Here is a 22,107-nt window from a genome sequence, read left to right as displayed (position 1 = left end):
GGCCATACCATGCAATTCGATCCCCATCCACCGCTGTGCGACGACCCCACAATCGATATCCTCGGTCAGTTCTCCTGCAACGCCAATTTCCAGAGCAGCGACCGGGACACGCTGCAGCAACTGCCGCTGCCCGGCATCGTGATCTTCGTGCACGGCGTCAATTCCGATGGCGAGTGGTACGCGGCAGCCGAAGAGGGACTGTGCAAGGGCCTGAACGAGCGCCTCAAGCGCAACTGCGAGCACATCATGCATCACGGCGTGGAAGGCGGCGAACTGAAGGCGGTCAATTATGGCGCCGAGGTCACGGCCGAAGGCTTTCTCAACCCGGAAATGTCGGCCGATACCTTGATCCGCGATGCCGGCACTTTTTCTCCCGTGATCCGTTTTCGCTGGGGCTACAAGGCTTGCGGCGAGGAACTGCAGCAATACGGCAAGGGCATCTACCTGAACGAAGAAGACTACTGGGGCGGTGGCCCGTTTGCCAATGGTTGCAGTGCGCTGGCCGACTTGTGGAAGGACGGGCTGAGCGAGGGTTTATTCTTGTGGAACACCATCCAGCACATGAATCCCTTCCCGGAACGGCAAGTGTACAGCTGCCCGCCGCGAGCGTATTTCGTGCTGGCCGCCTATCGTCTGGCCAGGCTGGTTGAAGCCATCCGTCAGCAGCAGGCCGACGTGCCCGTTACCATCGTGTGCCACAGCCAGGGCACGATGGTGGCGATGGCGGCCGCCTTTCTGGGCGCAAAGCTGCCCAAGGTGAAGGACAATTTCCCCTGCGTGGCCGACAACTATGTGATTTGCAATTCGCCGTACAGCCTGGCGAAAAGCAATAGCGCCGAGAACTGGGTGGCCGGCAATCTGCGTGCGGCGGACGGCAGCACGGGCAGGGTGACGGTGCAGGCGCGCATCGCCACCTTGAAAAACTTCTTTGCCATCATCGGCCAGCGCGCCAGCCTGGGCGAGGCGCAGACAGACGAGGAAATCGACCGCTGCATGGCCAACGCGCAGCACGGTTTTTCCGCCGCCAAAGATCGTGAACAATACGGGATTGCCGGCGCCGCCCGGGGCGGCAAGAAATCATCGTATGGCAGGGTGACCATCTATTGCAATCCGCACGACGTGGTGGTGTCGTCCGTGGCCATCGAGGGCATCGGCTGGCGCGGCCTGTCGGGTTCGCTGGCCAAGGACAGCAAGGACGGCGGCGAGCTGGCGGCCACCGAGGCCGCAGGCGTGTGCGTACAGCGCGTGTTTGCCCAGGGGTTTGAGGTGGGCAAGCAAGGCAGCTATCACTACTGGAGCGATCACTGGCGCAAGCCTGCGCCGGGCGGCAAGGACTTCTGGTTTCCGGCGCAGAAATATGCGTCGTATTCCATCAAGCAGGGCGTCGAGGCCAGCGAGGGCTCCTTTTCCACCATCCTGACGGTCGGGTTTGCGCCCTTGTTTATCGTGGCAACGGGCCTGGCTCAAAGCCCTTGCAATGCCTCGCCCCACAAAGACTGGAAAATCGAACTGAACGCGCCCGACCTGCTGCCGCCCTTCAAGCCGCAGTCCTTGCGCTTTGGCCAGACAAGCGAGGAATTCGACGAAGGCTACGAGCCGCCCGGCGAATCGCGCCAGGCCGGCAAGCAGCGCGCGTCCGGCGACGATTACCTTGCCAATCATGAAATTCCGCCCGGCGGCCTGCAGGGGCAGGCGGCGAAAAGCGAAGCCAAACGCATGGACAGCGCCAGGGGCACGGCCGATGACGAGGCGCGCCTGCGATTCGAGCAGCGCGCGGTGATACGCGCGCAAGCCATACGGGAAGGGAAAAGTCCCGCAGGTCAAAAAGTGCAGCAGGAAATGCCCAACGCCACGCCCGACGCCGAATACCAAGCATGGCGCAGCACGCGGATAGCGGAAATGATGTCCAGCCAGGCCGGCGCCTACGCCACCGACCATTCCACCATCCTGACCAACCCCATGCACGCAGAGCGGGCGCTCGCGTATGACGTGGCGATAGGCGTGTGCCGCATCAAGCCGGATCAGCTGCGCAAGTTGAGGGTGGCGGCGGATTGGAGGTTGTTGAAGTGGGTGGGTGACGATAATTCTGCCATCGAATTCCTGGAATATTTTAATAAAGGAGAGCTCCATCGGAAAACTATTTCTGCTTGGGTAAAACAGTCCGGATGCGAGGCTGGCATGCCGACATTAATCATCGATCAGCGTGAAAATCCGCCACTGGACGCGAGGCCGACGTCGGGTGAAATGGCGCATGGGTAATTCCATGTCGATTGATTCCCCTTATTAAGAATGTTACTCACAAGTTGTTTCCACCATGGAGAGTCTCGCATGTTGAAATCATTTTTTTTGTATGCATTGCTTGTGTTTTTGGCGCTAATTTTTCTGACGGCCTGCGCGCGTCTTCGTTCATCGCCTACTACGCCGGAAAATGCCGTTACCGCCTCACCTGACACGGTCAAGCGACCGTACATGGCACAAGTGGTCGCCGTGCAATGGCTGAACCCTTTGCAACGGCGGGATTACCCCACGGAGTGGCAATTGCTGTGGACTATGGGACTGGTGCAACCAAATCCTGCCGACGATATGGTCAAGGAAAACCCTATCAAGTATTCTAGTTTACAGGCTGTTTCACCTGTCGTCGCTGGAAATGAAGGTCAGGAAACGTTTCGTGGTTATCATCGTAAGTACATTCGTGAAGTTATGAATTTATTCCGTAGCCCGTATTTTTCAGATCCTGAGTATTTCTACAATGTCCACTCAGCAAAGGACAGGTCGCGTTGGCGTGAGTTGGCCGGCATCCATGTTGAGTATGCGATTCCTGAAGGAAAGCTGGATCTTGCGGATGCGACGGATTTTGTGCGCGAGTACATTGGTGATACCTTTGACATCGGCAATCCCAACTTCCCCACTCTCTGGACTCGCGCGACCCCACCCGACGTCCGCATCACCACGGGCGGCCCCAACGCTGGTTTTACCTCCTTGGCCGCCGCGCTCGACTACCTGCAAAGCCACCCCAAGGAAACCGTATGGGCCATGAACTGGGATGCGCCCAGCCGGCCTCTGGACCGGCAGATCAACGAAAACCTGGTGTTGCTGGTGCTGGCCGGTCCCGACTACAAGACGGAGCGGGCGCCGCTGGCGTGGCTAGGCTATCCAAGCAGCAAGGCTGTGGCGGATTTTGACGTCAAAAAGGGCGAACCACCGCGCCTGGTGCAGGCGTGGATGGCGGCCATCGAAGAGGCTGCGGCTAAGGCCAATCAAGCGGAGACCGGGATCGGCTATCTCATCCACGACGCCGGCAATACGCACCAGGATTCGTCCGCACGGCTCGGTGCGCTGGCGCAGACGCTCACCGTGCAATTGCCGGAATTCGATTTCCTCAAGCAAAGCTTCAATCTGACGGCCGTGCTGGGCGAGACGGGCGCGGGCACGGCCCTGACGAACGTGGCGCTGGGCATCGCCTACGCGCACCATTTCGGGAAACCCGTGCTGGTGGCCGGCACCAGCGACCTGTCGGCCCCCGTGGCGCTGGTGGTGGCGCCGCCCGCCGTCGTGCGGCCGATCCAGCCCGGCAAGCCATGGTTCCGCGCGCGCAGCGGCAACCATGCGTATCTGCCCTGGTGGGGCTTGCGCCACGATGCGCGCGAGTATTACCAGGGCTTTTCGCAATGAGGCGTTTTACCTATTCAAGGAGAAGGGCATGCGTGGCGTGATCCGCTTGAACGACCCCACCAGCCATGGCGGCAAGGTGGTGGGGGCGGCGCCGAACAGTACGGTGCTGGGCGTGGCCGTGGCGCGCAAGGGCGACCCTTGCGTTTGCCCAATCAAGGGCCACGTGCGCTGCGTGATCGCCGAGGGCGATCCGCAGGTGCTGATCGACGGCGTGCCCGTGGCCTTTGATGGTCACAAGACCAGTTGCGGCGCCAGCCTGATGTCTACCGTGGGCAACAGCGGGCGCGGTTAGGCAAGGCTGGCGTCGATGGCCGTGCCCAGCTTGTCGACGAGCTCATCGACGTGGCTGGCGGCTATGATGTAGGGCGGCGCCAGCAGGATGTGGTCGCCGTGCAGTCCGTCGATGGTGCCGCCCATGGGGTAGCACATCAGCCCGCCCTGCATGGCGTGCGCCTTGATGCGCGCATGCAGGCGTCGGGCCGGGTCGAACGGTTGCTTGCTGGCGCGATCCTGCACCAGTTCCAGGCCCAGGAACAGGCCGCGTCCGCGGATGTCGCCCACGTGCGGGTGCTCGCCGAAACGCGCCTGCAGCCGTTCTTTCAGCAAGCCGCCCATGGCGCGCACATTGGCCAATAAATCTCGCTCCTCGATCTGCCGCTGCACGGCCAGGGCGGCGGCGCAGGCCGTGGCGTGGCCGATATACGTGTGGCCATGCTGGAAGAAGCCCGTGCCGGCGCGGATGGTCTCGCGGATGTCCTGGGACACCATCACGGCGCCGATGGGCTGGTAGCCGGCACCCAGACCCTTGGCGATGCAGATCAGGTCGGCCGTGACGGCTTCCTGCTCGCAGGCGAACAGGCTGCCCGTGCGCCCCATGCCGCACATGACTTCGTCGAGGATCAACAGGATGCCGTGGCGCTGGCAGATGGCGCGCATGCGCGCAAAATAGCCGGCGACGGCGGGCAGGGCGCCGGCCGTGGCGCCGACGACGGGTTCGGCGATGAAGGCCATGACCTTGTCCGCGCCCAGTGCGGCGATATGGTCTTCCAGTTCCTGGCCCAGGCGTGCCACGTAGTCAGCATCCGTTTCATGCGCCTGCTGGTCGCGCCAGGCGTAGCAGGGAGATACATGGGTCACGCCAATCAGCAGCGGCTCGAACTGCTGGCGGCGCCAGGCGTTGCCGCCCGTGGCCAGCGCGCCCAGGGTATTGCCGTGGTAGCTCTGGCGGCGCGCGATGACGTGGCGGCGCTGCGGCTGGCCACGCTCGACGAAATACTGGCGCGCCAGCTTCAGCGCGCTTTCCACCGCTTCCGAGCCACCGGAGACGAAATACACGCTGTCGATGCCGGCAGGCGCACGGGCGACGAGAAAATCGGCCAGCTGCTCCATCGGCTCGTTGGTAAAGAAGGAGCTGTGCGCATACGCCATGCTGGCAATCTGCTGCTGCACGGCGGCGATCACGGCCGCATCCGAATGGCCGAGGCAAGAGACGGCCGCGCCGCCGCAGGCGTCCAGGTAACGCTTGCCATCCGCATCGATCAGGTAAGGGCCGTCGCCGCCCATGGCGACAGGGTAAGTGGCGGTCAGGCTGCGGTGGAAGACATGGCTCATGGCATCGCTTTCTTGTCGGCAAGGGAGATGGCCGAGTATAAGATGCGCTGCGCCGCAATGCAACGATTGATGTATTTCTATTTAATTTACATCATTTGATGTTTTTGCGTAGGCGCCCAGCGCCCGCAATTGTTTTTCCGCCGCGCCGATGGCGTGCACGGCGTCCGGTCCCGCGCGCGCCACCAGCAATTCCACCAGGCTTTCCACGGCCGCGACGCCGGCCACGATGGAGGGGAAGAAGGAGGGGCTGTCGACGGCGATGACGATGCTGGCGTCGGCCTGCATGGCCAGTGGCGACATGGCGCTGTCGCTGATGGCGACCACCAGGCAGCCGGCCTGGCGCGCCGCCTGCGCCACCAGCAGCGCTTCGCTCGAATACGGCGCGAAGCTGACGACGACGACGGCTTCGCCCGCCTGCAGGGCGCGCAAATCCATTTCCAGCGTGCCGCCCTGGCCGCTCAGCAGCTGCACGCTGGGGCGCAGCAGCCGGTACAGGTAGTGCAGGGTGTAGGCGATGGGGTGGGCGGCTCGAAAGCCCGCCACGTGCACGCGGGGCGCCGCCTGCAGCAGGCTGGCGGCCGCATTCAGGGCGGCGTGGTTGGCGCTCTCCGTGGCGGCCAGGTTGCGCTGCTGCACCGTGAACACTTCGGTGACCAGGGCGCGCTCTTTTCCCTCTTTGCCGGCCAGCGCGCCGGCCTTTGCCGCGTAGCCGCTTGGCCCCGCGCGCAGGCGTTCGACGAAGATGGCTTTGAGTTCCGGCCAGCCGGCAAAGCCCAGCTGCTGCGCCAGGCGCACCAGGGCGGCCGACTGCACCTGGGCGCGCGCGGCGATGCTGCGCATCGACGACACGGCCACGTCGTCCGGATGGTCGGCCAGGTAGCGCGCGCCGGCCTGGAATTGCGGGCTCAGTTCCGCATGGCGCGCCTTGATCAGGTCCATCAGTGCCACATAGGAGTCGTGGGGTGTCGCTGCCTGCATCGCCGTGCCTCAGTTAATAGGTTGCGGTGATGGTACAGGATTCGTCAGCGCGCCGGTAGCGGCAAGCCTTGCGCCAGGGCGGCCGTGCGCGGACGCAGGCGGGCAAACAGGTGCGGCCCGGCCGGTGTGCGGCGCGGACCCGTCGTCAGCACGCGCAAGGCGGTGGGCAGCGGCACGTCGTGGCAATGCAGGAACAGCGCGGCGGCGCCCGTGCCGGCCATTTCCTGCAAGGCCAGCGCATGTTCGACCAGCGCCGCCGTGCGCATGTCGAGCCGCATCGGGATGTCGGGTTGAAACAATTGTGTATCGACGTACCGTGCATCGCGCATGTCGTCCCCGCCGGGTTCGCTGGTCAAGCTATCAGAATAAAAGCGCTGCGGCGCCAGCACTTTGTGCGAAATCAATTCATGTGTCGGATAAATTCCACAAGGCAAAAGAAGGACGGTGAATTGGGCGCCACCCCTATGCCCCTCTGGCACGCTCTGTTGCCGGCTAATTAAAAGTAATTCATTCCTACAATTCTTGGCTTGAGGCAAATAAAGATAGTCAGGTTTTATATATGCAATGCTAAAATTATTGAATATATATAAATATATATGTCTATATGGCAATTTCATTGCCCCGCCTATCGTAATCGAGAGGATTCTTTTGCGCACCAAACTCCTGCCCCTGACTCTGCTGCTGTTGATCCAGAACGCGTACGCCGTCGATCCCCCCAGCGCAGGCAGCCAGCTGCAGCAGATTCCCGTCGCGCCCCAGTTGCCGAAGGCGCCGCCGGCTATCCGCGTGCAACAGGGCAATGTGCCGGCCACCACGGTGGGCGATACCACGCGCATCACCGTGCAGCGCCTGCATGTGACGGCGCCGCCCGTGTTTCCTGAAAGCGAACTGATCGCCAGCACGGGTTTCGTGCCGGGCAGCGAGCTGACCCTGGGCGAGCTGCGCGCCATGGCGTCCAATATCGCCAGCTATTACCAGAAGCGTGGCTATTTCCTCGCGCAAGCGTATCTGCCCGCGCAAGATATCGAGGATGGCGTGGTGCAAATCAACGTGCTGCCGGGCCAGTATGGGCAAGTGCAGCTGCGCAACCAGAGCAATCTGTCCGACGGCCTGGCCGGCACGATATTGGCCGGCCTCGACGGGCAAGTGATTTCCACGCCGCCGCTGGAGCGGCGCTTGCTGCTGCTGTCGGACTTGCCGGGCGTGCAGGTCAGCTCGACCCTGGCGCCGGGCGCGTCCTTGGGCGCGTCCGACCTGATCGTCGAGGTGCAGCCGGGATCGCGCTTCAACGGCAGCATCGATGTCGATAACCAGGGCAACCGCTACACGGGCCGCAACCGCATCGGCGCCACCTTGAACATCAATGAACTGGCCGGCATCGGCGACGTGGCCAGCGTGCGCGCGTTTACCTCGGCCGACGGCTTGAACTACGGCCGCCTGGCGTATCAGGGGCAGGCCGGTTTGCTGCGCCTGGGTGGCGCCTACACGTATATGGATTACAAGCTGGGCAAGGAATTTGCCGTGCTCGAGGCCAAGGGCACGGCGAAGATCGCCAGCGCGTATGGCAGTTATCCGCTGATCCGCTCGCGCAGCAACAACCTGTATGCGCAGGTCAGCTACGACGACAAGACGTTCCAGGACCGCACGGAATCGACGGGCAGCGTCAATGACAAGACGGCCAGGGTGTGGATGCTGAACCTGAACGGCGACGCCAAGGATGGCTGGGGTGGCGGTGGCTTCAGCAATTATTCGCTGACCTACACCACGGGCAAGATCGACATCGAAACGCCGCAGGCACGCCTGATCGACAGGCTGACGGTAGACACCCATGGCAGCTTCCACAAGCTCGCCTTCAACGCGGCGCGCCTGCAAAGCCTGGGCGGCGAGACGAGCTTGTTCGGCAGCCTCAGCGGCCAGGCGGCATCGAAAAATCTCGACGTGTCGGAAAAGATGGGCATCGGCGGCATGGGCGGCGTGCGCGCCTATCCGGGCGGCGAGGCGTATGGCGACCAGGGTTACGTGCTGAATCTGGAACTGCGCCAGAACCTCACGGCCTTTACTGCCTTGCCCGGCCAGCTGCAGGTGCTGGCTTTTGCCGACACGGGCAGCGTCAAGCTCAATCGCGACGCCTGGAGCGCCGGCGAGAACCGCCGCACCCTCTCCGGCGCCGGCATGGGCGTGACGTGGACGGGCGCCAACGCGCTCGTCCTGAAAGCGTATTACGCACACAAGCTGGGCAATGCCAAGGCGACCTCGGCACCGGACTCCGCCGGCCGCTTCTGGCTGCAAGCCGTCAAGTACTTCTAATAATACAAGCTAAAAAATCAGGACACCGCCATGAACCGCATCTACCGCTCCATCTGGAACCAGGCCACGGGCGCTTACGCCGCTGTTTCCGAAAACGTCAAATCCGCCGGCAAGCGTTCGATGCCAGGATGCAGCGGCGGCGGCGCGCATTTCGCCTTGACCAGCATGGCGGCGGCGCTGATGCTCGGCTACGGCAGTCTGGCGCTGGCGGGGCCGACAGGTGGCACGGTGGTGGCGGGCCAGGCAACGATCAACGGCGCGCCCGGTGCCACGGTGATCAATCAGGGTAGCCAGAACGCCGTCATCAACTGGGCCAGTTTCAATGTCGGCAAGGGCGAGTCGGTGCAATTCCAGCAGCCGAACAGCAATGCGGTAGCCCTGAACCGCGTACTGGGCAGCGATGGCACAACCATCCTCGGCAACTTGTCGGCCAACGGCAAGGTGTTTATCGTCAACCCGAACGGCGTGCTGTTCGGCCAAGGAGCCTCGGTCAATACGGCCGGCCTGGTGGCGTCCACCTTGGATATCAACAACGCCGACTTCATGGCCGGCAAGTACCAATTTTCCGGCAATGGCACGGGCAAGGTGCTGAACCAGGGTTCGATCAGCGCGCCGGGCGGCTATGTGGCCTTGCTGGGCGCGAACGTGTCGAACGAGGGCACGATCCAGGCACGCCTGGGCTCGGTGGCCCTGGCGGCGGGCCGCGTCATCACGCTGGACGTGGCGGGCGACGGCTTGCTCAATGTCGCCGTCAATGCGGGCGCCGTGGGCGCCTTGGTCAACAATGGCGGCCTGATCCGCGCCGACGGCGGCAGCGTGGTCTTGACGGCGCAGGCGGCCGGTGACTTGCTGAAAACCGTCGTCAACAACACGGGCGTGATCGAGGCGCAGACGATCGATACGCGCGGCGGCACGATCAAACTGCTGGGCGACATGCAAACCGGCACGGTGAACGCGGGCGGCACGCTGGACGCCAGCGCGCCCGTCAGCGGCAAAGGCGGCTTTATCGATACCTCGGCAGCGCACGTGAATATCGCCGACGGCATCAACGTGACAGCCAAGGCGGCCAATGGCTTGTCCGGCACCTGGCTGATCGATCCCGTCGATTTCACCATCGCGGCCAGCGGCGGCAACATCAGCGGCACGACCTTGACCAACAGCCTGAAAGCGGCCGATGTGCAGATATGGAGTACCAAGGGCAGCGGCGGCACGGCCGGCGACATCAATGTCAACGATGTCGTCAGCTGGTCGGTCAACAAGCTGACGCTGACGGCGCAAAACAGCATCAATGTCAACGCCGCCATGCGCGGCTCGGGCACGGCCAGCCTGGCGCTGGAATACGGCCAGCAAGCGGTGGCTGCTGGCAATAACAGCGTCTACAATGTCAAGGCCGCCATCGACCTGCCGAGCGGCAACAGTTTCAGCACCAAATTGGGCAGCGATGGCACGGCGATCGCTTATACGGTCATCAACAGCCTGGGCGACATGGCCAGCACCAGCGGCCTGGACTTGCAAGGCATGCGCGGCAATCTGACGCGCAATTACGCGCTGGGCGGCAATATCGATGCAAGTTCGAGCGCCGGCTGGAACAGCAACCAGGGCTTCACGCCGGTGGGCAACGCGACGAGCGCTTTCAGCGGCAACTTCGATGGCCTGGGGCATGAAATCAGCGGCCTGACCATGGTCCGCACCGCTCAGCTGGGCGGCTTGTTTGGCGAAGTCGGCACGGCTGGCGTGGTGCGCAACGTCAACCTGCTTGGCGCCTCGTTCAACATGCAAGATGTCTCTTACGGTGGTTTTGGCGCCGGCATGCTGGCGGGACGCAACAGGGGCCTGATCGACAATGTCAACGTGTCAGGCACGATGACCACCGGCTACGGCATCATGGGAGGCGGCATGGTCGGGCGGAACTATGGCACCATCAATAACAGTAGCAGCAGCGGCACGTATAAAGTCATCGCTGGCTCCGGTTATGGCGGCGGCGGGCTGGTCTACCGGAATCAACTTGACGCCGTCGTCCAGAACAGTTCGAGCAGCATGACAATCAGCGGCATCAACCGGACAACTGGCGCCGCCACGACGGGCACGGGGCTGGGCGGCATGGGCGGGCTGGTGCGCAACAATCTGGGCCGCATCGCCAACAGTTTTGCCACCGGCGCGATCAGTGGCAACGCTTCAGTCGGTGGCCTGGTCGGCGATACCGGCATCAAGAGCACCATCACCGCCAGTTTCGCCACCGGCGCGGTGCTTGGCAGCGGCTCGGTGGGCGGTCTGGTGGGCAATAACACCGGCGCCATCAGCAATAGCTATGCCACCGGCAATGTCGGTATCAATAATAGTACGGGCAGCATCGTCGGCGGCCTGGTGGGGACCAACAGATTGACCAGCGGCAGCATTAGCAACAGTTATGCCACCGGCAACGTCAGCGGCTACCGGACCACGGGTGGCGTCACAGGTTCGAACACCGCCACGATCAACAATGTCTATTCCACCGGCACCGTCACCGTCGGCGACACCTCCTACAATCGCAGCGGCGGCGTGGTCGGCGACAACAGCGCTGGCACCTTGACCAATGGCTACTACAATACCACCGCCAATGCGGTGCTGCCCGGCGTCGGCTACGCGCAAGGCGCCGGCACCCTGCTGACAGGCACCAACGGCTTGAGCGCCGCGGCGATGCTGATACCGGCAAGTTTCACCTCTTTCAGTTTCACCTCGTCGACTGGCGCGGCCGGCAACAACTGGGTCGCGATCGGCGCCGACGGTACGGTCAACGGCAGCGGCGGCACGCGGCCGATGCTCAGCGCCGAATATTCCGGCATCATCAATTCGGTGCACCAGTTGCAATTGATGGCGCTGAACGTGGCCGGCACTTACCGTATCGGCAACAGCTTCAGCGCGGCCGCCACGGCGGGCGGCGATATCTGGGGCACGGGCGGCTTCATTCCGGTCGGCACCAGCGCGCTGCCGTTCATCGGCAGCCTGAATGGCGCCGGACGCATCGTTTCCGGCTTGACCATCGCCAAGTCCGGCGTCACCAACGTCGGTTTGTTTGGTGTCATCGGCGCCGCCGGCACGGTGGCCAACGTGGGCCTGTCGGCTGGCACGGTCACCGGTTCGGTCAATGTCGGCGCGCTGGCGGGCACCAATCAAGGCACGGTCAGCGGCAGTTTCGCCACCAGCGCCGTGGTCGGCGACAGCGGCGGTGGCGGCCTGGTCGGCAATAATATCGGCACCATCAAGGACAGCTATGCCAGCGGCTCGGTCGGTGGCAACAACGCCATGGGCGGCCTGGTCGGCACCAATACCGGCACCATCGCCAGCAGTTATGCGAACGGCGCGGTCAGCACAGGTTCCGTCGGCGGCGGCCTGGTCGCCACCGGCAAAGGCAGCGTCACCGGCAGTTACTGGGATACGACGACCAGCGGCCAGTCGACCAGTGCGGGCGGCACAGGCATGACGTCGGGCGAATTGAAAACCCTGGCCAACTACAACAGCGCGACGGGGGCCAACGGCTCGCTCAATCCGGCGTGGGAGCTGAGCAATATGTGGGCGGTCTACGACGGCCAGAGCGCGCCGCTGTTGCGCTCGTTCATGAAGCCGCTGGTGATCACGGTATCGAAGGATACCAAAGTGTATGACGGCCTTGCGGCCAGCGCCGGCACCAACAGCGTCACGTATTCGAATGTGGTGGACAGCAGCTTGCTGTTTGGTACTACGACGTATGCCGGTTCGTCCGGTGGCGCGGTCAATGCCGGCACCTATGCGGTGAGCGCCAGCGGCCAGTATTCAACCACGCAACTTGGCTATGCGGTCACGTATATCGACGGCGGCCTGGTCATCACGCCGCGCCAGCTCAGCCTGACCGGCGTCAGCGCCGGCAGCAAAGTCTATGACGGCACCACCAGCGCCGTGCTTGCTGGTGGCAGCATCAGCGGCGTGCTCGTCGCCGACCAGGGTAACGTCATTTTCAACGCCGCCTCCCTGGTTGGCGATTACGCCAGCCAGAATGCCGGCAATAACCTCGCCGTCAGCGCCAGAGGTGGCTTGAGCGGCAGCGCCAGCGCCAATTATGCGCTGGGGCCGCTGACTGGTGTCACCGGAAACATCACGCCGAAAGCGCTGACCTTGTCGGACCTGGCCGCCGCCACCCGGCAATATGACGGCGGCACCGCCGCCACCCTGACCGGCGGCACCTTGACTGGCCTGATCGACGGCGAAACGCTGAACCTGGGCGTTACGAGCGGCGTATTCGGCGGCAAGAACGCCGGCACCCAAGCGGTGACGTTAACGTTGGGCACGCTGTCCAATGGCAGCGGCCTGGCCAGCAATTACACGCTCGATGCGCCGACCAACGTTACCGGCACCATCACGCCCAAGACGCTGACCTGGACTAACCTGGCGGTGGACAATAAAGAGTACGATGGCAGCGAGACGGCCGCCATCAACAAGGGCAGCATCACCGGCCTGATTAGCGGCGAAACGCTGGCGGCAGGCCCTACCGCCGCGTTTGCCGACAAGAACGCCGGCAATAACAAGGTAGTCACCGTCCACACCGCCCTGAACAATGGCAGCGGCGGCGGCCTGGCGTCCAACTACACGCTGGCCGATACCTCCGTGACGGCCAATATCAGCAAAGCCAATATCGGTGGGGTCAGTAACATCGTCGCTGGCAGCAAGGTATATGACGCCACGGATACGGCCACCGTCAGCAATGCCGGCGCCACGTTTGCCGGCATGGTCAATGGCGACAGCTTGAACGTCAGCGCGACCTCGGCCAACTTCATCGACAAGAACGCCGGCAGCGGCAAGGTTGTCAATGCCAGCGGCCTGACCCTGGGCGGGACCGATGCGGGCAACTACAATCTGACGGCCATCACCGGCACGGGCACGGGTACCATCATGCAGGCGCAAATTGCCAGCGTGAGCGGCATCACGGCCGCCGGCAAGACGTATGACGGCACGGACGCCGCCATCTTGAACGCCGGCGCTACCTACAACGGCATGTTCGGCGGCGACAGCCTGACGTTTACCGCCACCAAGGCCGCGTTCAGCGACAAGAACGCCGGCACCGGCAAAACCGTCAATGTCGAAGGCATCGCACTCGGTGGCGCGGATGCGGGCAACTACACCCTTGCCAGCAATACGGCCAGCGGCATGGGCGATATCGCCAAGGCAAGCATCACGGGTGTGAGCGGCTTTGCGGCTGGCACCAGGGTGTACGACGCGACCACCACGGCCACCGTCAGCAATGCTGGCGCCACGTTTGCCGGCATGGTCAATGGCGACAGCTTGAACGTCAGCGCGACCTCGGCCAACTTCATCGACAAGAACGCCGGCAGCGGCAAGGTTGTCAATGCCAGCGGCCTGACCCTGGGCGGGACCGATGCGGGCAACTACAACCTCACGGCCACCACCGGCACGGGCACGGGCAGCATCAGCCAGGCGCAAATTGCCAGCGTGACCGGCATCACGGCCGCCGGCAAGACGTATGACGGCACGGACGCTGCCATCTTGAACGCCGGCGCCACCTACAACGGCATGTTCGGCGGCGACAGCCTGACGTTTACCGCCACCAAGGCCGCGTTCAGCGACAAGAACGCCGGCACCGGTAAAACCGTCAATGTCGAAGGCATCGCACTCGGTGGCGCGGATGCGGGCAACTACACCCTGGCCAGCAATACGGCCAGCGGCATGGGCGATATCGCCAAGGCGACCATCACGGGCGTGAGCGGCTTTGCGGCTGGCACCAGGGTGTACGACGCGACCACCACGGCCACCGTCAGCAATGCTGGCGCCACGTTTGCCGGCATGGTCAATGGCGACAGCTTGAACGTCAGCGCGACCTCGGCCAACTTCATCGACAAGAACGCCGGCAGCGGCAAGGTTGTCAATGCCAGCGGCCTGACCCTGGGCGGGACCGATGCGGGCAACTACAATCTGACGGCCATCACCGGCACGGGCACGGGTACCATCATGCAGGCGCAAATTGCCAGCGTGAGCGGCATCACGGCCGCCGGCAAGACGTATGACGGCACGGACGCCGCCATCTTGAACGCCGGCGCTACCTACAACGGCATGTTCGGCGGCGACAGCCTGACGTTTACCGCCACCAAGGCCGCGTTCAGCGACAAGAACGCCGGCACCGGCAAAACCGTCAATGTCGAAGGCATCGCACTCGGTGGCGCGGATGCGGGCAACTACACCCTGGCCAGCAATACGGCCAGCGGCATGGGCGATATCGCCAAGGCAAGCATTACGGGCGTGAGCGGCTTTGCGACTGGCACCAGGGTGTACGACGCGACCACCACGGCCACCGTCAGCAACGCCGGCGCCACCTTTGCCGGCATGTTCAATGGCGACAGCTTGAACGTCAGCGCCACCTCGGCCAACTTCATCGACAAGAACGCCGGCAGCGGCAAGGTTGTCAATGCCAGTGGCCTGACCCTGGGCGGGACCGATGCGGGCAACTACAACCTCACGGCCACCACCGGCACGGGCACGGGCAGCATCAGCCAGGCGCAGATCACCGGCGTGACTGGCATCACGGCCGCCGGCAAGATGTATGACGCCACGGATACGGCCACCGTCAGCAACGCCGGCGCCACGTTTGCCGGCATGTTCAATGGCGACAGCTTGAACGTCAGCGCGACCTCGGCCAACTTCATCGACAAGAACGCCGGCAGCGGCAAGGTTGTCAATGCCAGCGGCCTGACTCTGGGCGGGACCGATGCGGGCAACTACAACCTGACGGCCATCACCGGCACGGGCACGGGTACCATCACGTTGGCGCAAATTGCCAGCGTCAGCGGCATCACGGCCGCCGGCAAGACGTATGACGGCACGGACGCTGCCATCTTGAACGCCGGCGCTACCTACAACGGCATGTTCGGCGGCGACAGCCTGTCTTTCACCGCCACCAAGGCCGCGTTCAGCGACAAGAACGCCGGCACCGGCAAAACCGTGCATGTCGAAGGCATCGTGCTCGGCGGTACGGATGCGGGCAATTACACCCTGGCCAGCGATACGGCCAGCGGCACCGGTGCCATCACGCCGAAAGCGCTGACGGTGACGGGCGCGGCGGCAGGCAACAAGGCATATGACGGCACGCTTGCGGCGAGCTTGACGGGCGGCGCCTTGAATGGCTTGGTCGGCGGTGAAACCTTGTCGCTGTCCGGCTTGACGGGCACGTTCGCCACGCAAAATGCGGCCAGCAACATTGCCGTGACTGCCAGTGGCGCGAGCCTGCTTGATGGCACCGGCCTGGCCAGCAACTACACCGTCAGCAATCCGACCGGTTTGCAGGCCAATATCACGCCGAAGGAACTGACCATCGGTGGCATTGTCGCGGGCAACAAGGTCTACGACGGTACGCTGGCGGCCAGCCTGACCGGCGGCGCCTTGCAGGGCCTGGTAGGTGATGAAACCCTGGTATTGTCAGGCACCACGGGCGTGTTCGGCGACAAGAACGCGGGCAGCAACAAAACGGTCACCGTCAGCGGCGCCAGCCTGGCGGATGGCACCGGCCAGGCCAGCAACTATACCGTCAGCAACCCGATCGGCTTGACGGCCAGCATCACGGCCAAGGCCTTGACGGTGACGGGCCAACTGGCCGGCAATAAAGTCTACGACGGCAATACAGTCGCCAGGCTGTCCGGTGGGGTGTTGAACGGCCTGGTTGGCGGTGAAACCCTGGTGATCGGCGGCCAGAGCGCGGCGTTTGCCGACAAGAACGCGGGCACGGCCAAAACCGTGACGGTCACGGGCACAGCCCTGGTCGACACGGCCAGCGGCCTGGCCAGCAACTACACGGTCAGCAACCCGAGCGGCTTGACGGCCAGCATCACACCGAAAGCTTTGACGGTAGCGGACCAACTGGCGGTTAACAAAGTCTACGACGGCAATGCACAAGCCAGCCTGTCCGGTGGCGCCCTGAGCGGCCTGGTGGCCGGCGAAAGCCTGGGCATTGCTGGTCAAACTGCCGTGTTCAGCGACAAGAACGCGGCCAATGGCAAAGCCGTGACGGTGACGGGCACGAGTCTGGTTGATACCGCCACCGGCTTGGCCAGCAATTACTCGGTCAGCAACCCGACCGGTTTGACGGCCAGCATCACGCCGAAAGCCTTGACGGTGGCGGGCCAGTTGGCCGGCAATAAAGTCTACGACGGCAATGCAGAAGCCAGCCTGTCCGGCGGCGCCTTGAGCGGCCTGGTGGGTGGCGAAACGCTGGGCATTGCGGGTCAAACTGCCGTGTTCAGCGACAAGAACGCGGCCAATGGCAAAGCCGTGACGGTGACGGGCACGACCCTGGTTGATACCAGTACTGGCCTGGCCAGCAACTATACGGTCAGCAATCCGACTGGCCTCACGGCCAGCATCACGGCCAAGGCCCTGACGGTGACGGGCCAGCTGGCTGGCAACAAGGTCTATGATGGCAATGCACAAGCCAGCCTGTCCGGCGGCGCCCTGAGCGGCCTGGTGGCGGGTGAGGCATTGGGCATTGCGGGTCAAACTGCCGTGTTCAGCGACAAGAACGCGGCCAATGGCAAAGCCGTGACGGTGGCGGGCACGAGCCTGGTTGATACCAGTACCGGCTTGGCCAGCAACTACACGGTCAGCAACCCGAGCGGCTTGACGGCCAGCATCACACCGAAAGCCTTGACGGTGGCGGGCCAGTTGGCCGGCAATAAAGTCTACGATGGCAATGCGCAAGCCAGCCTGTCCGGCGGTACCTTGAGCGGCCTGGTGGGTGGCGAAACGCTGGGCATTGCGGGTCAAACTGCCGTGTTCAGCGACAAGAACGCGGCCAATGGCAAGGCCGTGACGGTGACGGGCACGAGCCTGGTCGACACCATCACCGGCCTGGCCAGCAACTACACGGTCAGCAATCCGACCGGCTTGACGGCCAGTATCACGCCGGCCAGCCTGCTGGTGCGCGCCACGGGCGCCGCGTCGCGCGTGTATGACACCAGCACCAACGCCAGCGTGACCCTGGCGGACAACCGTATCGCCGGCGATGTGCTGAACATCAGTAATAGCGGCGCCAGCTTTGCCGACAAGAACGCCGGCGCCAACAAAACGGTGACGGTGAACGGCATTGCGCTCAGCGGTACAGACGCCGGCAATTACACGGTCAACGCCACGGCAACCACCACGGCCAGCATCACGCAGGCGGCCCTGGGGGTGAAGGTGGGCAATGCCGAGAAAGACCAGGGCAATGTCAATCCGGCCTTCACGGCCAGCTATACGGGCTTGCTGGGCAACGACACGCTGGCGAACGAGGTCAGCGGCAATCTGGCGTTCAGCACGCCGGCCACCATCGCTACGCCATCGGGCAGTTATCTGGTGTCGGCGGCCGGCCAGACGTCGACCAACTATGCGTTGACGTACACGCCGGGCGTATTGACCGTCAAGCCGACCGAAGCGCTGCAAAGCGCGGTGGCCAGCGTGATCGCGGCGGTCAATGTGGCGCCATCGCAGGGCAATATGGTGCAGGCCGATGTCGTGGCGAAAGGCGAAACCGTGACCAGCAAGGAAGACGCTGTGCAGGTGGTGGCGGAGCGCGGCCAGCCGGGGCAGGGCAGCACGCCAGTGGTGCTGACGACGGCATCGGTGAACAGCAATGTCTTGCCGGGCTTGCGCCTGAGTGTGGTCGATACGGGCCTGCGACTGCCTGTGGCGGCTGGCAACACCAGCATCGAAAGCCAGTAAGCGTGCATTAACCGGGCTTGCCAGTGGACGTGCCGCTTCGTGACGTACGCGAAGCGGCATTTTTTTTGCAGCCTGCTGGCGCCGTGCTCTCCTATAATCGCGAAATGGCCTTCACAATCTCACAGGTATGCAATGACTCCACATTTTATCGGCGTATCCGGCTTGCCGCGTGCTGGCTCGACGTTGCTGTGCCAGTTACTAGCCCAGCATCCCGATCTGCACAGTGAAGGCAATAGTTCGCCATTGTGCAATGCCTTGCTCGGCATGCGGCATACGATCAGCGACGATCCTTTTTTTCTGTCCCAGCTCGATACCAGCTTCGACGCCAGCTATGGGCATTTGACGACGGCGATGCGCGGCTTCCTGCGCGGCTGGTACCAGGACTGCGGCAAGCAGGCCGTAGTGGACAAGAATCGCGGATGGCTGAAGGCGATGGAGATGCTGCTGCAACTGGCGCCGGAAGCAAAGCTGATCGTCTGCGTGCGCGAGCTGGGGCAGGTGTATGGTTCGGTCGAAGCCCAACACCAGCGTACCATCCTGCTCGATTTTATCGACCACCTGGCCGATTACGACCGGCTGGGCCGGGCCGACATGCTGTTTGGCAAGGATCGTACCATCGGCGCTCCGTTGAGCGATTTGCAAGGCATCCCCGACTTGCCACTGGCAGTGCAGCAAAGGTTGTACGTGCTGCGGTTTGAAGACATGATGGCACGCCCGGCCGAATGTATGGCGCATCTGTATGCCTGGCTGGGATTGGCACCGTTCCAGATCGATCCGGGCAAGCTGCGCGTGGGTTTGCGCGAAAGCGACAGTCACTACCGCATGAAATATACGCACCGGCAGTTTTCCTGCATCCGCGCGCCGCAACAGCATGCGATTCCGCCGCGTATCCAGCAGTATATCGAAAATGCTTGCGGCTGGTTTTACGACATGTACTACCCTGCCAAGACTTGAAGCCGGCAAAAAAAACGCCAACCGTTGCCGGCTGGCGCTGAAAACCCTCGCAAGGAAGAAAGAGGGGGATATGAGTTAGTAACTCCAGCGGACGGACAAACCGACGACCTTGTCATAGCGGCGCACATCGCGCACGTAGTCCGGCGTGTCGTGGTAGTCGCGGTAGGTCGAGTCGAGCAGGTTGTTCGCGTCCAGCGTCACCGTGGTGTTCGGGTTGAGCTTGTACGACACCGACGCGTCCAGGGTTTTCGTCGGCGCCACGGTCAGGTGGATGCCCTTGCCACGGTAGTTGTAGTCGTCCACATATTTGTCGCGCCAGCTGTAGGCCAGGCGCGCCGACCATGGTCCCTGTTCGTACAGGCCGACGATGTTGGCCGACCATTTCGACATGCCCGTGAACGGATGTGCGCTGCCATTCAATTCTTCCAGCTCGCCCGTCATGTAGGTGGCGTTGGCCTGCAGGCCCAGGCCACTCATCCAGCCGGGCAGCTTGTCGTAGAACTGCTGGTACGCCATTTCCATGCCTTGCAGATGGCCCTTCGAGGTGTTGCGCGGGCGCGTGATGTCATACTCGATGCCGCCATACGTTTCCTTGGCCGAGCCGGACAGGATGTAATTCTTGAAGTTGTGGCGGAACACGGTGGCCGTGACGGAGCCCGTCTGCGCGAAATACCATTCCAGCGCCGCGTCGAGGTTCTTGCCTTCCACGGGTTTCAGGTCAGGATTGCCGCCACTGCCCGTCGGGCGCACCATTTCCAGGCTCTGGCCCAGGGTCACGCCGGGATTGAAGTCGGCGAAGTTCGGGCGCTGTACGGCTTTGCCGGCCGTCAGGCGGGCGATCAGGTCCTGGCGCAGCATGGCTTTCAGGGTCAGGCTGGGCAGCACGTCCGTGTCCGACGTTTTCACGCGCACGGGCGTGATGATGCCGTTTTGCGAGGAATTGCCTTGCAAGTCCTGCTTGGTCTGCACCACGCGCACGCCCAGGGTGCCATCGACCGGCACTTGCGCCAGGTCAAAGCCGATGCGCGCCTTGCCGTAGATGGCATTGGTTTTTTCCACGTCCATGTAGTGGCTCATCGGATCGTCCGGGCTGCGTTCGCTGCTGCCCGTAAACAGCTGGCGCAAGGTGTCCGTGTTGTTGAGCATGAAGTCGCGGCATGGCGTGAGCCAGCTTTGCAGGCCGAAGTTGCCCGTGTTCTGGTGCGAGGTGCAGGCCAGGCCGGGAATCGCGTCCGCGTACATGGTCGACGTCAGGCCGCCCTGGCCATTTTTTTCGCGGATCGATTCGGCCTTGCGCTTGGCCATGCGCACGCCGCCCGAAAATTCGCGGAAGAAGCCCGTGCTGTCCATGTCGTAAGTGACGTCGGCGCGCCAGTCGGTCGAGCTGCCTTCGTCGTGGCTGTGGTTATCGTAGAAGCCGAGCAGCGTATAGTTCTTCGGGTCCAGCATGTTGTAGCCGGGGTAGCTGATTTGCGCGCCGCCGTTCACGTTCGTGCTGCCGATGATGCTGGTCGGATGCGCGAGGAAGTCGAGGATGGGAAATTCGCGCTCGAAGTTGCTCACCGTGCGCGCCAGTTCCGTGGTGGCGCGCAGCTGCGGCGTGATGTCCCAGCGCGCGCCGATGGCGCCTTGCGAACCGATCGAGCGGTCGCGCCGCGCCTGGGTCGAACCGAGCGTGAATGGCGACCATGGGCCGTCGATCTTGCCCACCGTGGCCGCCTGGGTGGTGCCGGGGATCAGGGTGATGTCCGGGTTCTGGCCCCAGGGCAGCGAACCGACGAAGAACTGGCTGTCGAACGCGTGCTTGATCAGGGTCGACATGCCTTCCGCATACACTTCCACCTGCGAGTTCGGGCGCCACTGGAAGGCGGCATTGGCCGCATAGCGCTTGCGATCGCCCACGGTCGGAATCATGCCGACGGAATCGGGCCCGGTGATATTGCCCGCTTCCGGGCGCTTCACCGGTTCGGCGTTCCAGATCGTCTCGTCATAGTATTTGCTGCGCTGGTAGGACAGGCCGAGCAGGGCGCCGAATTCGCCGTACGGGGTTTTCCAGCGGTTCGAGACCATGCCGCTGACGTTCGGGTCCGTCGAGCCGGACTTGTCGCGGTGCTCGGCGCGCACATTGCCAGACGCCGTAAAACCCTTGAAGTCGAACGGGCGGTTGGTGCGCACGTCGACCACGCCGGCCGTGCCGCCTTCGACCATGTCGGCGCCCTGCGATTTATACACGTCCACGCGCTGCAGCATGGCCGTCGGGATGTCGGCCAGGTACAGGCTGCGGCCCACGGACGTGAACATTTCGCGGCCGTTGAGCAGGGTCACCACGCCGGGCAAGCCGCGGATGACGACGGTACCGGCTTCACCGCCTTCGCGGCGCACCTGCACGCCCGTCACGCGGCCGAGGATTTCGGCCACGTTCTTGTCGGGGAATTTTCCGATTTCATCGGCAACGATGGAGTCGACCACCTGGTCGTTGTTCTTCTTGATCGTCTGCGCGCTTTGTGCGGCGCGGCGCACGCCCGTGACGGCCACCACGGCGATGCCGGCATTGTCGGCCGCTGCTTCCTGTGCCGCCGCCGGCACTGCTTCTGCCACTTCTGCCACTTCTGCCGCCGCTGTCTCCACGGCGGGCGCCTGCTGCGCCCAGACGGAGGCGCCGCTCAGCAGGCCCGCGCCGGCCAAGGCGGCTACCGTGGCCTTCAAGGTCAACCGTGTGTTTTGCTTGGGCGTGCCGGTGCCCGTTGCCATCCATTGCTTCATCTTGTCTCCACCTGTATTTTAGTTATGTTGAGAATGCCGTGGCAGTCACCGCCAGAGCTGGAACTTGCTCAGCAAGCATGGTAGGGGGGATGACTTTGCCCCACAAATGAC

The 22,107-nt window shown here is 63.4% G+C and carries 10 protein-coding genes; 6 read left to right on the top strand and 4 right to left on the bottom strand.

The features are described 5' to 3' along the window. Positions 1-9: 9 nt before the first annotated feature. The 3 genes from FJQ89_RS12025 to FJQ89_RS12015 all read left to right on the top strand — a co-directional run bounded on the left by FJQ89_RS12025 (position 10) and on the right by FJQ89_RS12015 (position 3,964). On the top strand, positions 10-2,259 hold the full coding sequence (locus FJQ89_RS12025; protein ID WP_141170347.1) for a T6SS effector phospholipase Tle3 domain-containing protein: 2,250 nt from the start codon (positions 10-12) through the stop codon (positions 2,257-2,259). A gap of 597 nt (positions 2,260-2,856) precedes the next feature. Next, positions 2,857-3,672, top strand: coding sequence for a hypothetical protein (locus FJQ89_RS12020; RefSeq protein ID WP_243136528.1), 816 nt, complete (start codon positions 2,857-2,859; stop codon positions 3,670-3,672). Between the two features lie 28 nt (positions 3,673-3,700). Then, positions 3,701-3,964, top strand: coding sequence for a PAAR domain-containing protein (locus FJQ89_RS12015; protein WP_099379104.1), 264 nt, complete (start codon positions 3,701-3,703; stop codon positions 3,962-3,964). Here the strand turns inward: FJQ89_RS12015 and FJQ89_RS12010 are convergent. The 3 genes from FJQ89_RS12010 to FJQ89_RS12000 form a co-directional block, all read right to left on the bottom strand. After that, positions 3,961-5,283, bottom strand: coding sequence for an aspartate aminotransferase family protein (locus tag FJQ89_RS12010; RefSeq protein ID WP_141170346.1), 1,323 nt, complete (start codon positions 5,281-5,283; stop codon positions 3,961-3,963). The genes FJQ89_RS12015 and FJQ89_RS12010 overlap by 4 nt on opposite strands. A gap of 81 nt (positions 5,284-5,364) precedes the next feature. Then, entirely contained in the window at positions 5,365-6,261 is an 897-nt protein-coding gene (locus FJQ89_RS12005) for a MurR/RpiR family transcriptional regulator (protein WP_141170345.1), read from the bottom strand. Between the two features lie 44 nt (positions 6,262-6,305). Beyond that, positions 6,306-6,590, bottom strand: a complete 285-nt coding sequence (locus tag FJQ89_RS12000) for a hypothetical protein (RefSeq protein ID WP_141170344.1) — start codon at positions 6,588-6,590, stop codon at positions 6,306-6,308. A 319-nt stretch (positions 6,591-6,909) separates the two neighbouring features. On the opposite strand from FJQ89_RS12000, the gene FJQ89_RS11995 reads away from it, so the two are divergent. The 3 genes from FJQ89_RS11995 to FJQ89_RS11985 all read left to right on the top strand — a co-directional run bounded on the left by FJQ89_RS11995 (position 6,910) and on the right by FJQ89_RS11985 (position 19,233). Further along, a complete protein-coding gene (locus tag FJQ89_RS11995; RefSeq protein ID WP_243136527.1) occupies positions 6,910-8,568 on the top strand; it encodes a ShlB/FhaC/HecB family hemolysin secretion/activation protein in 1,659 nt (552 codons plus the stop codon). Between the two features lie 30 nt (positions 8,569-8,598). Further along, positions 8,599-18,279 (top strand): YDG domain-containing protein, encoded by a 9,681-nt coding sequence (locus tag FJQ89_RS11990; protein WP_141170342.1) that lies wholly within the window; start codon positions 8,599-8,601, stop codon positions 18,277-18,279. A 132-nt stretch (positions 18,280-18,411) separates the two neighbouring features. Further along, on the top strand, positions 18,412-19,233 hold the full coding sequence (locus FJQ89_RS11985) for a sulfotransferase family protein (RefSeq protein ID WP_141170341.1): 822 nt from the start codon (positions 18,412-18,414) through the stop codon (positions 19,231-19,233). A 75-nt stretch (positions 19,234-19,308) separates the two neighbouring features. On the opposite strand, the gene FJQ89_RS11980 is transcribed toward FJQ89_RS11985, so the two are convergent. Next, positions 19,309-21,996, bottom strand: a complete 2,688-nt coding sequence (locus FJQ89_RS11980; protein WP_141170340.1) for a TonB-dependent receptor — start codon at positions 21,994-21,996, stop codon at positions 19,309-19,311. Positions 21,997-22,107 lie beyond the last annotated feature (111 nt).

The organism is Janthinobacterium tructae (genome assembly GCF_006517255.1).
In the GTDB taxonomy this organism is placed as follows: Bacteria; Pseudomonadota; Gammaproteobacteria; order Burkholderiales; family Burkholderiaceae_D; genus Janthinobacterium; species Janthinobacterium tructae.
The sequence above is the reverse complement of the archived record's forward strand: the minus strand, read 5'-3'. Positions and strand labels throughout refer to the sequence as shown.

Bases quoted from the DNA above. Each gene is read 5' to 3' on its own strand.
- FJQ89_RS12025 (WP_141170347.1), top strand. From the start codon at position 10: ATGCAATTCGATCCCCATCCACCGCTGTGCGACGACCCCACAATCGAT.
- FJQ89_RS12015 (WP_099379104.1), top strand. From the start codon at position 3,701: ATGCGTGGCGTGATCCGCTTGAACGACCCCACCAGCCATGGCGGCAAG.
- FJQ89_RS12010 (WP_141170346.1), bottom strand. From the start codon at position 5,283: ATGAGCCATGTCTTCCACCGCAGCCTGACCGCCACTTACCCTGTCGCC.
- FJQ89_RS12005 (WP_141170345.1), bottom strand. From the start codon at position 6,261: ATGCAGGCAGCGACACCCCACGACTCCTATGTGGCACTGATGGACCTG.
- FJQ89_RS12000 (WP_141170344.1), bottom strand. From the start codon at position 6,590: ATGCGCGATGCACGGTACGTCGATACACAATTGTTTCAACCCGACATC.
- FJQ89_RS11990 (WP_141170342.1), top strand. From the start codon at position 8,599: ATGAACCGCATCTACCGCTCCATCTGGAACCAGGCCACGGGCGCTTAC.
- FJQ89_RS11985 (WP_141170341.1), top strand. From the start codon at position 18,412: ATGACTCCACATTTTATCGGCGTATCCGGCTTGCCGCGTGCTGGCTCG.
- FJQ89_RS11980 (WP_141170340.1), bottom strand. From the start codon at position 21,996: ATGAAGCAATGGATGGCAACGGGCACCGGCACGCCCAAGCAAAACACA.